The sequence below is a fragment of the Syntrophotalea sp. genome, assembly GCF_050253115.1.
Lineage (GTDB): Bacteria > Desulfobacterota > Desulfuromonadia > Desulfuromonadales > Syntrophotaleaceae > Syntrophotalea > Syntrophotalea acetylenica.
Genome location: NZ_JBFWJQ010000049.1, coordinates 1 through 15,506, shown reverse-complemented (window position 1 = coordinate 15,506; position 15,506 = coordinate 1). Strand labels below are relative to the sequence as shown.

Genomic DNA, 15,506 nt, shown 5'->3' with positions numbered 1-15,506 from the left:
CGGTGGTGCTGTTGGTCGGTACCGGCGTGCTCATGACGGCGTTGCTCGGCCTGGTGCAGTTGCATCGTTTCCGTTATGCCTGGCAGCTTGTCTCCGGACGTTTTGACAACCCTGAGGATGCTGGCGAGATCAGCCATTTTCAGGCATTGAGTGCGGCTCTGGCGGCCACCATCGGCACCGGCAACATCGCCGGAGTCGGAACCGCCATTGCCATGGGCGGGCCCGGTGCCGTGTTCTGGATGTGGACTACGGCAATATTCGGCATGGCACTCAAATTTTCCGAATGCCTGCTGGCCCTGCACTTTCGCACTATCCGTGGCGACGGCACAATCAGCGCCGGCCCCATGTACTATCTGGAGAAGGGTCTCGGCTGCAAATGGCTTGCGCGCCTGTTCGCCCTGTTTGCCGTGCTTGTATCCTTCGGGCTCGGCAATATGGCCCAGGCCAATTCCGTAGCCGAACCGGTACAAACCCTGTTCGGGGTACCCAAATATGTTACCGGATTGGTTATTTGTGGCCTGGTTTTCGCCGTGACTGTTGGTGGCATCCGCCGCATCGGCAAGGTGGCCAGCCGCCTGGTGCCCTTCATGTCGGCTTTCTACGTAGTGGGAGCCCTTTTTATACTGGCCCGCCATTGGTCAGCGATTCCAACCGGGCTGGCCACCATTGTGCACGATGCCTTTTCCGGCAGTGCCGCGGCAGGCGGTTTTGCCGGAGCAGCCGTGGCCCAGGCGGTGCGTTTTGGTGTGGCCCGTGGGGTTTTCTCCAACGAGGCGGGGCTCGGCAGCGCTCCTATCGCCCACGGGGCGGCGCGCACCAAGGAACCGGTGCGCGAGGGCTTGGTCGCCATGCTCGGCCCGTTTGTCGACACCCTGGTTATATGCACCATGACCGCCCTGGTAATCATCACCACTGGCGCCTATCGCAGCGGCCTGAGCGGCGCCGACCTGACCGCCCGGGCCTTCGACGCAGGTTTGCCGGGGCTTGGCGGATACGCGGTCGCCATCAGTATTATTTTCTTCGCCTTTTCCACTTGCCTGGGTTGGTCCTACTACGGTGATCGTTCGATAGGGTACCTGTTCGGTGCGAAATTCGTGCTGCCCTACCGGGTTTTGTTCTGTTTGCTGTTGCCGGTTGGCGCTTCCATCCGTCTTGAACTGGTCTGGATTATCTCCGATATTTTCAATGCGCTTATGGCTTGGCCCAATCTGGTCGGACTGCTATGGCTCAGTCCCCTGGTAGTGCGTCAGACCCGGACCTATTTTCGTGATCCTGCCCGCATGTATGCGGATCATTAAACAGAGCGGACAAAATTCCGAAGATATTTACCGGCGGTGTTTTTCAACCATTCTAATAAGGGCCGGATAATCCACTTTGGCGTTATGTCTTTTATCGCAGGGGATTCTTTTCAGGCATCGCACCTCGTCGATCCCGGCCCAGGACAGTGTCTCTGACAGACCTTTCAGCGAAACGCATCCTGCTGCATCACTGGGCTGGACCAGCAGGAGACGTTTTCCGCCATGCTGTAACAATGCGCTCCGGCAAACCCCTGGATATTGCATGGCGGCGCACTCCACGGCAAAAGGATGCAGGGTTCCCCGGTGGTCCTGGATGACCGCAGATGTTCTGCCCATAAGCCAGAGCCTGCCTCGCTGGTCGAAATACCCACTGTCGCCGGTGCGATGCCAGACGTCACCATCCATAAGGATTTTTGTTTCGCTATCGCCGTGACCGTGAAGGTAGCTCTTCAGCACATGCTCGCCAGTGACGATGATTTCACCTGTTTCGCCCGCCGGAAGCAGAAAGTCAGAGAATTGCGCGGATTTCCAGACGCCGCGAGCAACGATTCGCCGGTTGTCGAGTATCCCCACCCGGAGACCCGGCACAGGTATGCCAGCGAGCAATCCGGCTCCGCTGACCATTTTTCCCTTATCCTGTGCCGTTACATCGGCCCATCGGATAGTGGCTATCGGTTCGGCTTCCGTGGACCCGTAAACCGCTATAATATCAGCATTTTCAAAGATATGAGCAAACCTCTGCAAGGTCTGGGGAAACACCGGCGCGCCTCCGGTGAAAACCTGCCTGAATCCATGAACAGGGCCTCCGTTTCTGAACTGTGCGATGCACAGACACTCCAGAAAGGCCGGAGATGCTACGGTGCGCACCGGACCTAACCTGTTGATCTGCCGCAGTACCGGGGCTGCATCGATAAATCCGGGTCGTCGCAGATCGGCATCCGGGATAATGGAAGTTACTCCCGAGGCGAGGTTGGCAAGAACAAACACGGGCAAAGTGGTCAGATCCCGGTCTCCTGCGTTCATGGCCAGGGTTTGTTCCAGGATCCGGTGCTGCTCGCGTAAAAAGCCGTGGCTGCGCACTACCCCTTTAGGTGCTCCAGTGCTGCCGCTGGTAAAGGTAATCAGCGCCGGGGCATGCGGTGAGTCAGGGGGATCTTCGCGCAGCGGTGCAAAATCTTCCGCGTTTTTCCAGGACCGTGCTCCCGGCAGGCTCCGGCCGATTACGAGATGCAGCGGGATGCTTCGTAACGCCGGACTTGCAAGCCTTAGCAGATGTGCTTTCGGTGGCCCGACGAACCCCTGTGGAGGCAGGATGGAACAGCAGGTCTCCAGATGCTTGAGGCCCGCCGAAGGATCGAGAAACATGGCGATCATACCGCCCCGAAACAGCGCCAGCAGTAAAATATAGAGATCAATGGACATGGGCTGAAAAACAAGCACCACATCGCCGGAGCGTAGCCCGCATTCTTTAAGGAAAGCCGCGCCCCTGGCCGATGATTCCTCCAGCGACGCAAAAGTGGCAATACGATCCTTGAGCCTGCCGGCGGGTTCGATGATGGCCGCCGCAGTGGGACGTCTCATCGTCTGGAGTTGCAACATCTGGATGATATTCATGGCAGATTCCGACAAAACAAGGTGTATTCCCGGAATTCCCTGCCATGATGGCCGCTCATCAGGCGTGATCGATTCGCCTCGTGCATAAGCGCGTGTATGCCCCTTCGAAACCCTTGTCGACAGGCCTGTTCGGTGACGGTCCCCAGCAACAGTGACCCGATGCCCCTGCCGCTCCATTCCGGCAAAACCGCCATCGATTTGAATATCACCGTATCGGAGGGCACTCCCCGTCGGATACGCAGCATATCCGGAACCGCAAACAGGAACCCTACCGGCCTGTTCCCTGCTTCAGCGAACCAGACCAGTTCAGGGACAATAAAAGGCTGGATGCAGGAATAGATTTTACAAAATTCATCACGGTCGACAGGCTTATAAAGAAAGTTGTGACGGAACCCATCGAGGGAGATCCGGTAGATCTTTTCCAGTTCCCCGGAATAGTCATCAAACTTCAGGGATCGCAGGCGCACCCCTTGCCTTTCCAGGTTTAATCGAAGCGTTTCGGTTTCAGGAACCGACCATCCGAGGTCGGGATCAAGATTGGAATAGTAACGGGCCAGGGGTCTGAAACCGGCATCGGAAAAGTAGCCTGGATAGGCATCCGGGTTGTCCGGTTCCATGAAAAATGGCGGTTCGGTGCCGCGTGCGGTAATGAAGCGATAGCGTCGCCAGGTGTTTCCATCAACGGGACCAACTGCCAGGGTGCATTGACATATCGACAGAATGCGGCAGCCTTCCTTAAGCAGCATTGCGGCAACTTCAGCATTTTGCGCTTCAAAGTGGCCAATCAGCCCCAGACGTTCTTCAGGATAAACTGGCGTGGCATGCCACCACAGGGAACATCGGCCCAGAAGCGTATCATCCCCCTCCCGTATTGCCAGGTGAGTATCGGGTTTGTGGAGCATGAAGAGATCCGCGGAAAGTGCTTTGATCCCTTCAAGTCCAGCGAGGGCCTCCAGCTGTGCCAACGATGCAATCTTAAGCAGTTGCGCCATCTTGCCCTCCCCTTCGCAAGGTATTTTCTCCGGATGTTGCTTCTCAAAAACGTGCAAAATGAACAATCCATGGGGCAATCCCGAGTCCAAGATACAGTCCAATTGTCCAGATGCCGGAAAAAACCTCCACTTGCCAGCCCCTGCCGGGTCTGGGAGCATGAACAAAAGCGCAGGCGAGCGTGATCGCGGATAAAAGCATACAGGCGAAAAACACGCTCAAAGGTTTGACAAAGCGCAACAGGGCGGCACCTTGCAAAGCGCAACAGGCCGACAAAAACATCACCAACAACCATGCCGCAAGCGCTGCAGATCGCCCCCATAAAAATGAATAGGTTTCCACCCCCTCTTCCTCATCGGCAGGTGCACGGATTTTGCGGCCGATTTCGATCACCATGCCGTTGAAGTAACTGGCGGCAAGAAACCACTCAAGCCCTGCAGGCGGAGCGGCTCTCGCCACCAGCCAGTCGCAAGCCGTGGCATAGCCATCGAAAATCGGCAGGATTAGCATATGGGAAAGCATGTAGGCGAGCGGCCGTTGTTTCAACCATGAACGGAGGAAAAATTCCTTGCTCATCAAAACCAGATAACCCCAGGCCGCTATCAACAGCAGCACCAGGGGGGGGTGCAACCAGAGAGATCCCGCCAGTTGCAGTGCAGCTGTTCCTGCCGCCAGCCAGCCCAACTCGCGCAGAGTGATCAATCCCCGGGGAACAGGCCGATAAGGCCGATAACGGGCATCTTCTTCGGCATCCTTGAATTCATCGGCAATGCGAAGCTGCAGGAAGAAAAACAGTGCTGTGACAAAGGCGATCCCGGCCGCATCGGGGCGAAGGTTGTTCGCACCCCGCAAAAGTGCTGAATAACCCATGGCAGACAGGCTGAAGGCTAAAATAAGTGGACCATGGGCAAAGATCGGGAAGCGTTCCTGGAAATAAATCCACCATCGATGGTTCATGCCGTGCCTCTCTACCGGATCAAGAAATGACCTCATGGACCGGTTTGGCGCATCAGGGTGATCGTCCCGGTGCTCCCGTCGAGACGGACCCTGTCCCCGTCACGCAGTAATCTGGTCGCGTTTTTGACGCCGACAATCGCCGGGATGCCCATTTCCCGGGCAACAATGGCCGAATGCGAGAGAAGACTGCCCTTCTCAACGATCAGCCCACTGATGGATGGAAAGAGCACGATCCAGCCGGGATCGGTCTGTTGCGCCACCATGATTTCGCCATCGAGCCTGGTATCGGCGTCAGGTTTCCGGATAATGCGCACCGTGTTTTCAACAACACCCCGGCAACAGCCGAGCCCCTGCAGTTGTTCGGCGTTATCAACCTCATGCTGCCCACCGGCATAATCGCCGCCGCGATAAACCTCACCGTATGTCTCTATGTGGTCGTCGGGTGTTGCGGTAGCGTAGGATGCAAATATTTTTCGGCGAAGGTTCGCCAGCTGGCGCAGGTCTGGACAGGTCGAGGCTCCTTCTATATAGGACCAGATCTCCTCGACATCGAGGTAAAAAATGTCCTCCCTATCATCGAGAATCCCGGCCATCTGCCATTTTTGTCCGATGGCACGAAAAATCCTGCGCGTCACATCATAGGCCTGGCTGCGCGCAAACCGCTGGTTTTCGCGGTTTCGGACGGCTGCCCTGGCATTTTTAAGAACCCAACGGTAGACAATGTGTTGCGGTACCATGCGAAAGCATTTTTTCCCCTGCAGGCGCGTGCGCACAGCCTCTTCAGCCTGTTGGCGTATGTGCCTGTCCCGTTCCTTTCGCTTGCCGGAGTCGGGAATGCCGCAACGAAGATAATTTTGGAGAACAGCGATGCAGAAGGTGGGGTCGTCCTTGACCGGAATCGACTCCAGTTTCATCTCATCGATGGAGCGGACTCCGTAGTTTTCAAGGTAATCACCGAATAGCCGAGCGAAGCCGGACAGGGACGGATCGGACTGCAGACGCCGCAAAATTTCAGAAGGCGGGTTTTCCAGGAAGGTTGCTTTCAGTTCCTTGTCGGCTTCGATTGTTGCCGCCAACTGGATCAGTCCGTCGGTGACTTCCGTACTCTTGATGCCTCCTTCGCCGCAGAGCAGATCATTGTACAGGCTGCCGTTGGCATCCAATATCCATGCCGCCGTTAATTTTCGCAGCAGTCCGAAAAAAACCATGGCTTCAAAATCGTTGAGTATCGGCGCCTTCCAGTTCCAGAGTACCTTGTTTTCCAGTTCACGATAGATTTCCATCAGGCTGAAAACACTGAGTTTCTGAAAATTCTGGGAAGCATGTCGGCTATATAAGTGATCAAAAGAGGCATGGAAAGCACGAATTTTTCTACTCAGGGTAAAGTGATTGAGCAACATTCTGAACCCTGTCCACAGCATTTTTGGAAAATGCACCAGGTATTTTTTAACCAGGTTCCTGGATTCTTCTTCCGGAGAAAAAGAACTGATCACCTGAAGCCCCATCATCTGCTCCATGAAGGACTTGTTGTATTTATAGCCGGGCAACAAGCCAATGAGGCGATACCAGTTCAAAAGATTGTAGTACACCCTGCCCTGGATAAAACCCAACATATTCGCAAAAATATGACGGTTCCGGAATGCGGTTCTGCTGCTGACCCCCATTATCCGGCAAAACTGCCAGTAAACCGCGAAATAGGCTTTGCGAATAAAGGAAAAAGTCAGCGGAGTGGTGATCCCGGAATAACTTTCAACAATATTGGCGTTGTCCCAGATCCTTGGGTTGTCCCGCGACGGTTCGGCGGCAGCATCCTCCAGGGCGGTTACGGGTCGGGCCTGCAGCAGGTAAACAGTGTCTTTGCACACCGCAAATTCGATGTCCATCGGCCGGCCCGCGGTGGTTTGCACCCGAGTTGCAAGACGATAGAGTTTTTGCAGCCAAACATCATCCAAAGTTGCCTGAAAATGCCTGTCGTCGGCCAGATCAACCGTTTCGGTTCCTCCCGTTGCGTGGCAGGCTACCCGCTGCTGTTTCTCGGCCAGCGTTTGTCGCAGGCAGACGCCTCCCGCCCCGAGCACATAGGTATCGGCAGGAAGGGTTCCGGCAACCAGACCTTCTCCAAGCCCCCAAGTGCTGCAGACCAGCATTTCGTTACGGTTGCCGTTGAGAGGATTCGCGGTGAAGATGACGCCGGACACATCCGGTTCGACCATTTGCTGTGCAACCACCGCGATTTGCAACGACCAGCAGTCAAGCCCGCTCTTTTGACGGTAAAACACGGCCCGCTCGTTGAAAAGGGAGGCCCAGCACCGGCGTAAAGCCTCGATGAACTGCGCAAAAGACAGCACATTCAGGAAACTGTCCATCTGACCCGCAAAGGAAAGATGCATGCTGTCCTCATCCGCCGCCGAGGATCTTACCGCGATCGGCACGCGGCCTTGCTCTGATACGGTGTCCCACACCGACCTGAGAACGTCCATGCCTTCTTCCGGGATCGAAAGGGCTCCGATATGTTCGTGCAAGGCGGCAGCTTTTGCTGAAATTTCGGGCTCTTCATCACAGAGAAGAGCCTGCAATCCGGCATCCCGGGAACACAAATGTCGAAAAAACAGAGATGTGACCGTGGCCCAGACAGGTACGTCGACTCCAAGATTTCTGAGACGATGAAGGCCCATGGCCTTCCCCCCCAGAAGCATGACACTGTCGGTTTGTTCCTCGACCATATCCGTATTCCAAACAATGTAGGGCAATGTTTTCATAGTGATCGTTTCTCCAGAGATAAAAATCCAGACCACAGCCTCGTACTCAGGAAGAAAACGCGAATTCCTGCAGCAGAAAAACAAGGGCGACGGCAATCAGTGAGCATAAAAGGCGCACCCTCTGTCGTAATACAATTTGCAGGCCGAGACCCATTTTCTGGAAGAGGAAATGAAACAGACACAAGGCAAAACTTGTGGCACCAAACACGATAAACAGCGAAACAATAACAGCCTGGCCGTGGAAAAAAATGGGGATCAGGCAGACGCCAGCAACAGATAATCCGGCACAGCAAAGGATCGACAGGGCGCGGTTTCTCGCCAGACAACGAAGCCACTCATCCTTGCAAGGCTTCAGAATTGCCAGGAAAAAGTAACCTATAATAGCCAGAGTCGTTGTTATCGAAGTCACATAGGGCAAAAAAAAGGTCAGCCTGGCGTGCAGGGCATTGGCGGCAAAGATCAGCAGAACCGGCAACAAGACGGCATAAAACAGGAATTTAATCTGGTAACCGGTAATTCCCTCTGTCACCTTATCGACAAAATATGCCACCAGCCCATACAGCAGAATCTGCCCCAGCAATAAAGGCAGAAACCATGTAACCCCAGCCAGGGTCCAGGCGGCATAATTGACCAGTATCATGCCGATCAAACCGGTGGTTTTAAACAGCTTGATCTTTGCTGTGAGGATCGCCGTGGCCACCATCATGGCGAGCAGGATTCCGATGCGATTCAGCATGGCCGGAAGGGGCTGTTTCATCATGTTTCCAAGAATGAAGAACGTCCCCAGGGGGACGAAGAAATTATCGCTGCCTGTTGGCGAAACAGCCTCGAAAGCGGTTATGAGGACAGCGATCACAAATGCCATCAGCACCGATTCAAGCCTGCCAGTCGGTGTCATCAACAACAGGGAAATATGCACGCATAAAAAGGTGACGAAAAAAAAGACCGTGGAACCTTCCAGACTCTTGGTCACGCCCTCGACTTCATATCGTATCGATCCATACCGGTCGCCTATCACCGCCGCAAGGGTATCTGAGACGGTCATCACCAGAATCGAAACGAAATACAAAATGGTTCTGGACTGACCGAGAAGGAACAGAAGATAAACGGAGACGGGAAACAACATGGCACCATAGGATTTTCTTTCAATACCATGCACCGATCTCAGCAATCCCTTCATCTTTGCCAGGACGAGGACCGCGGCAAAGCCTGTGGCAAGGCACAGGATGCTCCAGTGGGATTGAATATGGCGTGGAAAAGTCAACGCAGTGAGTCCGCCGGCAAAATGGATGAATTTTCTGGACAATTCGGGACAGGAAGGCTGCAAGTAACGGATAATTTCGCCGAGTGCAAAAATCAGTATGAAAATGCCGGCGTAGACAAGAGCGGCACCTATTTCAAGATGCAATTCGTTCAAAGAACCCTCTCGATCACAAGTGCCTTGTAAAAAAAGGCCTTGTCCTGTTTGAACAGGTCAGCAGCGAGATCTTCCAGTGTGGCGAGCCGGTTTTTCAATGCAAGGGGATTTTTTCTGTCTGCCAGCATGTTCCAGTAAACCACCCGGGTTCCTGGTTTCGAAGCGTCAATGACTTTTTGCAGCTCGGACACATATTCTGCATAGTTCATATATTCAAAAATATCCGAAAGGTTGAACCCGTCGAATCGAAGAGAAGCATGGGCACGCAGAGCTTCGAGAAGGTTCCCATGGAAGAGGATCAATCGGTCGAGATGGTCGCGGATTTTTTCAAAGTTTTCCTCGCGCAGGTAAAACGGCAGCGTTTTTCCGAAATTTCCGGTGAGTATGAATTCGAGATAAGGATTCTGATCCGTAGCCAATGCCGTCAGAGCATATTCGGCCCGTTCCAGAAGACGAGATGCGACATCCCCTTCGACATAGGTGAAAAATTCCGGATCCCGTCCGAGATACCCCATGATCTTGCGACTGAAAAAAATTCTGAAAAGCGCCCGCCACCGTCGATTATTCCACGTTTCCCGGTAAAAGGCATGACGTTGCGCCTCGCTTTTGTTTTGCATAAGATCGCAAACCACCTTCCTGCCGTGGATCATTGGCAAGACCATCTTTCTGAAATGCCGGAAATACCTTTCGAATTTGCCGCAATGGATCATTCCCTTGGCGATGATCCCGGGGTTGGCATCCCAGAATTGTCTTGAGAGCGGGGAAAGCCGGCCCCGGACCAGTCGGTAAGTCCTGTCCCTGGTAGTGCTTGGATTGACGCCAATAAATTGCAGAACTTCTTCATACGCCAGGCTCTGAAAAGCTGCCTTGCGCAATTCCAGACATGCCAGTTGCGTGGCGCTGATATCCACGGCAAGAACCATGGATGGCTTGGCGTGCAACAGGCTCAGGGTATTGTCACCGGCCGAAGCAATGGACAGATAGGCGCCTCCCTCCCGCACAGCCAGTGCCGGCAACAGGACATCGGCATCCTCCCAACAGTTGGCGTAACGGATGATGTCAAATCTCGCGCGCTGCTCTATGGTGTCGCGATCTTTCATGACATTTGCATGAAACCCCTTGATTCTGAAAACATTTGGATAAGGTGACAAACACTGATGCGCAATGCCGGGAGGTCATTTTTTTGTTTTGCGGCCGTATTTTATGTGCGCCTGGGTAAATTGGCCGGACGATAAAGCACCCATGATGGAGATTTCTCCGGCAAGGGCGACGGCGGCGCAAATCTCGGCAAATTTTCTGGCCGAACCCGATCCTGTGCAACCAAGCATCGCAAGGCATTCTTTTTGGGTCGGAAGCCCGGTGCCCCCGCCGATGGTCCCGACGATGAGATTATGCAGGGAGACCGAGATATACAAATCGCCATTATCGTCCAGGTCAAGTCGGGTAAGTCCGACTGAAGCTTCAGCAACACAAGCCGCGTCCTGACCACAAGCGATAAACATCGCCGCCAATCCGTTGGCGTAATGGCCCTGCACACCGATGGATCCTGTTTGAACGCCGCCAACAAAGGACATCTTCCAGTACTCCATCATCATCTCGGGCGTCGTATGCAGCATGCGTTTTATCAGGTTTCGGGGGATGACGGTTTCCGCAATGACTTTTTTCCCGCGGACCGACAAAAACGACAGCGCGGTGGCTTTCTTGTCGCCGGACATATTGCTTTCAACAAACCAGAGTTTGGGTTTGACAGGGCATTTTGCCACAATAAAACGGCATGCAGCTTCCGTGGCAATCGTCACCATGTTCTGGCCGGCGGCATCGCCGGTAGTGTATTCAAAATGAAGAAAGACATGGTTTCCTTCAAGGGTAACCTTCATGTCTTCCAAATGTCCGTGGGTCGTGGTTTTTTGTGCTTCTTCCCGCAAATTTTCAAAATGACGGATGACCCATACAATGAATTCCCCGGCCTGAATCAAATCGGCAAAGAGAAAGCCGGGCGCCCTCGAAACCCTTTCCGTCAGGCAAAAAGCCCTCACTCCGCCGCTGAGGCTCGCTATCTTGGCGCCACGATTATAGGATGCGATCAAAGCCCCTTCGGACGTTGCCAAAGGGACGTAAAAATCCCCGTGTGCATGGACGCCGTTGATCCTCAGCGGACCAATGGCGCCGACCGGCAATTGCGCGATGCCGATATAGTTTTCGATGTGGCTTTGAAAAACGCCTGGATCCTCTACCCGTTTCCGTCCGGTAAGGTACTCGAATCTTATCCCCTGCCCTTCGAGGATTCTAAGCCTTGTTTCCTGTGAAGGCTGGTCCGCCACGGATTCCCTTGGCAAGCTTGGCGGCAGGGGAAACTCATCCACCGTTCGCATTTGAAGTTGTACGGCGAGTTCGCCGGGATCCTTTCCCTGAAGAACCGATTTTATGGCACTTTCTGAAAATTCCCTGGAAACAGTCATGGTCTCTCCTGTATGCGAACCATTTATCTCACGTAAATATCGATATGTGGCTTTTGTCCCGCAAAAAGTGAAACACATTCCAACGCAATAGCTGGTTTTTTACAACATAACAGGTCATACCGATCAGGCAAGGACGGTGGAGTCTCGATTAAAAAATTGCCGCAACCGGGTTGGGACGGTCGCGGCAATTTTGCTGATACACGCATCGTTTATGAAATATTTTGCGGCAGAGGATTGCTTAGCTAGTATCCATCCGGAAATTCCGGATGGATACAGCGTAGTTTTTATATGGGAAACGAGCGATTTTTCGTTGTGGCAAGGAAATCAAGGGGTTGCGCGGAGGCGTACATCGGTACGCCGCACAAGCGAGCCTGCGGATTGACGCCGCCACGGCGGAAAAGGGCCGTTTCCGGATGAAAACTAGCTATGGCTGTCGGGTCACGTCAGCTCAAAACATTCATGATTTTTTCAGCAATGTTTCGAAATATCCTGCCTAACACAGAATCCGGTGCCGACACCACTAGCGGCACACCGGAGTCGCCGCCTTTGCGGAGGTCCAGGTCAATGGGGATTTTCCCGAGCAGTTGCAGACCGAACTCTTTGCTCAATCTTTCACCGCCGCCCTGGCCGAAAATCTCGATGGGCTCTTCAGAATGGCCACACAAGAAATAGGACATGTTCTCAACCAGGCCAACAATATGCAAATTGAATTTAGTGAAAAGGTCGATGGATCTGCGTACATCGGCCAGAGCTACCTCCTGAGGTGTTGTCACCATCAGCACACCTGCCGTCGGCAGCAACTGCGCCATGGTAATGGACGGATCTCCTGTCCCGGGTGGCAGGTCAACAACCAGATAATCCAGATCACCCCACAAAACCTGCCCTAGCAATTGGCTGATTGCCTTGGATACCAGCGGCCCACGCCAGACAACCGGTTGCCCTTTTTCGGTGACCATGCCCAGCGACATGATTCTAAGCCCGAACTTTTGCGCGGGAATTATCATCTTGTCCTGCCAACCCGGTGACTCACTGATTCCCAGCATCACCGGCACACTGGGGCCATAGACGTCCGCATCCAGAAGACCAACTTTGTTACCTTTTTGCTTGAGTGCAAAAGCAACATTTACAGCGATGGTGGTTTTGCCGACCCCGCCTTTGCCGCTGGCGACAGCCAGAATATGACGTACTTTTCTCAATCCAGGCATTGTGCTTTCCGGTTTTTTTTGCTCATCAGGCATGGCAATATCCCTGAAATAGTCTTATGCGACCTTTTCAATTGTAACCGCGCACATTTTCAGTTCCGGAACCTTGGCCATTGCGTCCAGACTATCGATGGTCAAATCATTTACCGCTCCGGAATGGAAAGTCGCAAAGACAGTCCCGTCCGGCACTCGGTCGGTAACTTGCGCGGTGATGTCGATATGGCCCCTGCGGGACCTAACCCGTACTTTGTCGCCATTGGCGACTCCTATCTTTTTCGCGTCGGACACGCTTATTTCCAGCAAGTCCTCCGGAGCCAGCCTGGACAGAGGCACGGATTTGTTGGTGTAGGACCCTGTGTGGAGATGATAAAGATCCTTTCCGGTTGTCAGTAAATATGGATATTCCTCATTCGGAACTTCTGCGGGTGCTTGATAGGCAGCGGGGAAAAAGTGCCCTTTTCCATCAGGCGTTTTGAAAGTTTTTCCCCAGAGAAACTCGGTTCCCGGATGGTCCGCCGATGGACAAGGTACTCTCAATCCCGCCGTTTCCAAACGTCCATGGGAAATGCCTCCATATGAGGGAGCCAATGCCGCAATTTCCTGCATTATGTCCTGTGGCCCACGATAGGGCATTGGATAGCCCATTCGGTCGCTCAGATCGCACAAAATTTCCCAGTCAGGCCGGCTTTTTCCCACCGGCTCGATAATTTTATCTACCTTTTGCACCAGACGGGAAGCACTTGTAAAGGAACCACTCTTTTCCGCGAAAGAACAGGCCGGCAGAACGACATCGGCCAGCATGGCCGTTTCGCTCAGAAACATATCCTGCACGACGACAAAGTCCATTGCCGTAAATACTTCTTGAATTTTCCTGAGATTGGGCCCGCTGCCCAGCGGGTTTCCTCCCATGACATAAAGACCTTTGATTCTTTCCTTTTCCAGAACCATGTCCGATTCGGTAAGCCCCGGTTTTTTTGAAAGGGGCACGCCCCACGCCTTACTGAATTTCTGGTTGACAACTTCGTCAGCGACAGGCTGCCCGCCAGGATAAATAGGTGGCAGGCAACCCATGTCCCCTGCTCCCTGCCCGTTATTCTGCTTGGCAATGCTGTTCACCCCGGTGCCTGCTTTGCCCACGTTTCCAGTGAGCAGCGCCAGGTTGCACAACCCCGAGACATTGTCCGTTCCATGGATATGCTGAGTAACGCCCATGCCATACAGAATGGCGGCCCTTGGAGCGTTGCCGTACAGCATGCCGGCGTCCTCTATGGTCTGGGCACGCACTCCGGTTATGGCTTCAACGTTTTCCGGAGTATAGTATTTTACCGCCGCTTGCAGATCATCGAACCCGACGGTTCTGGAAGCGATGAATTCGTCGTCTTGCAGTTGCCGATTCAAAATAACGTTCATCAGGCCGTTGATCCAGGCGATATCTGTCCCGATCCGCGGGCGGATCCAAACCTGACTGTAATCGACCAGATCTATTCGGCGTGGATCGACAACAATCAGCTTCAGTTTTCCTGCCTTGACCTTCTGTTTGACAAAATCAGCAAAAACCGGATACATCTCCGTAAGATTAAGACCGGCTATGAGAACAACTTCAGCTTTTTCAATAAGTGCCGGAGAGTTGGTCATGGCCCCCCCACCAAATGCACGACCCAATGCGACAGCACTGGGGGTATGGCAGAAACGGGTACAGAAGTCGACGTTATTGGTTCCGATGCAGGCGCGCATGAATTTCTGGAAAAGGTAATTTTCCTCATTGGTGCTTTTGGAGGACGCAATGCCGCCAATGGCGTCACTGCCATGTGCTTTCTTGATTTTCTGGAAATTTTCAGCAACTCTGTCCAGGGCCTCGTCCCAACTGGCCGCTATGAATTGCCCATTTTTTTTAATCAGTGGTGTTGAAAGCCTGTCGGCGCTGTGAACGAAATCGAATCCGAAGCGCCCTTTGACACACAGATGCCCCCGATTCTCGGCCCCCTCCTTCTCCACCCCATAGGCCCTTACCAGCCTGTTGCCCTTGGCCCAGAATTCGATCTGGCATCCGCCGCCGCAATGGGTACAGGTGGTCTGCACTTTCTTCACTTCCCAACTCCGGCCCTGAAAACGTGCCAGCTTTACCGTCAGCGCTCCGGTCGGACAGGCCTGCAGGCAGGCGCCGCATGAGGCACAATCGGTGTCAGCCAATGGCTCCTGTAACCCGGCATTAATCAGCAGTTCGGGTCCGCGGTTAGCAAACTCCAGAATCCGGCGATCCGTCACTTCGGCGCAGGCCCGCACGCAGCGTCCGCACAGGATGCAGAGATTGGGATCTCTTGCGATAACTTCGCTGGACTCCTCGATGGGCCGTAATTTTTTATTGACTGGAAACCGCGGAGAGCTGACATCCAGCGCATAGGCCAGATTCTGCAGTTCGCATTTTCCGCTATTTTCGCAGGTAAGACAATTGTGCTCGTGTTCCGCCAGGATCATTTCCAGGTTGACACGGCGCAACCGGCTGATCTCCTCATCTTCGGTGGTAACTTCCATGCCCTCGGTCACAACGGTGCAGCAGGATGGCACAAGACCCTTCATCCCCTTGACCCTGACGATACAAAGCCGGCATACCCCGACGGAACTCAATCCCTCCTTGTGACACAGGTGAGGAATGTTAAAACCGTTTTCTTCACAAGCGTTCAACAGCAAAGAGTTTTCTTTCGCCATGCATGGCTGGCCATTAATTATTATCTGAATCATATTTTCAGCCTTTGATTGTCAGGAAACGATGATGGCATCGAACTTACAGGCATCCTTGCACAAACCGCACT

General features: G+C 53.6%; 10 protein-coding genes. 1 reads left to right on the top strand and 9 read right to left on the bottom strand.

Features of this window, described 5'->3' with window-relative positions; all coding sequences use genetic code 11:
• Positions 1-2 precede the first annotated feature (2 nt).
• On the top strand, positions 3-1,298 hold the full coding sequence (locus tag AB7E65_RS06995) for an alanine/glycine:cation symporter family protein (RefSeq protein WP_428745536.1): 1,296 nt from the start codon (positions 3-5) through the stop codon (positions 1,296-1,298).
• Between the two features lie 27 nt (positions 1,299-1,325).
• Here AB7E65_RS06995 and AB7E65_RS06990 read toward each other — a convergent pair whose 3' ends face one another.
• The 9 genes from AB7E65_RS06990 to fdhF form a co-directional block, all read right to left on the bottom strand.
• Complete coding sequence (locus tag AB7E65_RS06990; protein ID WP_428745535.1) at positions 1,326-2,912, bottom strand: AMP-binding protein; 1,587 nt, start codon at positions 2,910-2,912, stop codon at positions 1,326-1,328.
• Positions 2,909-3,904, bottom strand: a complete 996-nt coding sequence (locus AB7E65_RS06985) for a GNAT family N-acetyltransferase (RefSeq protein ID WP_072287707.1) — start codon at positions 3,902-3,904, stop codon at positions 2,909-2,911. The genes AB7E65_RS06990 and AB7E65_RS06985 overlap by 4 nt, the downstream gene beginning before the upstream one ends.
• Before the next feature lie 43 nt (positions 3,905-3,947).
• A complete protein-coding gene (locus tag AB7E65_RS06980) occupies positions 3,948-4,859 on the bottom strand; it encodes a UbiA family prenyltransferase (RefSeq protein ID WP_428745534.1) in 912 nt (303 codons plus the stop codon).
• 32 nt (positions 4,860-4,891) lie between these two features.
• Positions 4,892-7,618: a PEP/pyruvate-binding domain-containing protein gene (locus AB7E65_RS06975; protein WP_428745533.1), complete on the bottom strand. Its 2,727-nt coding sequence runs from the start codon at positions 7,616-7,618 to the stop codon at positions 4,892-4,894.
• A 46-nt stretch (positions 7,619-7,664) separates the two neighbouring features.
• Positions 7,665-9,035: a diacylglycerol/polyprenol kinase family protein gene (locus tag AB7E65_RS06970; protein ID WP_428745532.1), complete on the bottom strand. Its 1,371-nt coding sequence runs from the start codon at positions 9,033-9,035 to the stop codon at positions 7,665-7,667.
• The gene (locus AB7E65_RS06965; RefSeq protein ID WP_428745531.1) at positions 9,032-10,135 is read right to left on the bottom strand and encodes a DUF3419 family protein; all 1,104 of its coding nucleotides are present in this window, start codon (positions 10,133-10,135) and stop codon (positions 9,032-9,034) included. The genes AB7E65_RS06970 and AB7E65_RS06965 overlap by 4 nt, the downstream gene beginning before the upstream one ends.
• 75 nt (positions 10,136-10,210) lie before the next feature.
• Positions 10,211-11,494: a hydroxymethylglutaryl-CoA reductase gene (locus AB7E65_RS06960; protein WP_428745530.1), complete on the bottom strand. Its 1,284-nt coding sequence runs from the start codon at positions 11,492-11,494 to the stop codon at positions 10,211-10,213.
• A 443-nt stretch (positions 11,495-11,937) separates the two neighbouring features.
• The gene (locus AB7E65_RS06955; protein WP_072287713.1) at positions 11,938-12,732 is read right to left on the bottom strand and encodes an Mrp/NBP35 family ATP-binding protein; all 795 of its coding nucleotides are present in this window, start codon (positions 12,730-12,732) and stop codon (positions 11,938-11,940) included.
• Positions 12,733-12,753: 21 nt separating this feature from the next.
• Complete coding sequence (gene fdhF, locus AB7E65_RS06950; protein WP_428745529.1) at positions 12,754-15,435, bottom strand: formate dehydrogenase subunit alpha; 2,682 nt, start codon at positions 15,433-15,435, stop codon at positions 12,754-12,756.
• Positions 15,436-15,506 lie beyond the last annotated feature (71 nt).

Bases quoted from the DNA above. Each gene is read 5' to 3' on its own strand.
- AB7E65_RS06990 (WP_428745535.1), bottom strand. From the start codon at position 2,912: ATGAATATCATCCAGATGTTGCAACTCCAGACGATGAGACGTCCCACT.
- AB7E65_RS06985 (WP_072287707.1), bottom strand. From the start codon at position 3,904: ATGGCGCAACTGCTTAAGATTGCATCGTTGGCACAGCTGGAGGCCCTC.
- AB7E65_RS06980 (WP_428745534.1), bottom strand. From the start codon at position 4,859: ATGAACCATCGATGGTGGATTTATTTCCAGGAACGCTTCCCGATCTTT.
- AB7E65_RS06975 (WP_428745533.1), bottom strand. From the start codon at position 7,618: ATGAAAACATTGCCCTACATTGTTTGGAATACGGATATGGTCGAGGAA.
- AB7E65_RS06965 (WP_428745531.1), bottom strand. From the start codon at position 10,135: ATGAAAGATCGCGACACCATAGAGCAGCGCGCGAGATTTGACATCATC.
- AB7E65_RS06960 (WP_428745530.1), bottom strand. From the start codon at position 11,494: ATGACTGTTTCCAGGGAATTTTCAGAAAGTGCCATAAAATCGGTTCTT.
- AB7E65_RS06955 (WP_072287713.1), bottom strand. From the start codon at position 12,732: ATGCCTGATGAGCAAAAAAAACCGGAAAGCACAATGCCTGGATTGAGA.
- fdhF (WP_428745529.1), bottom strand. From the start codon at position 15,435: ATGATTCAGATAATAATTAATGGCCAGCCATGCATGGCGAAAGAAAAC.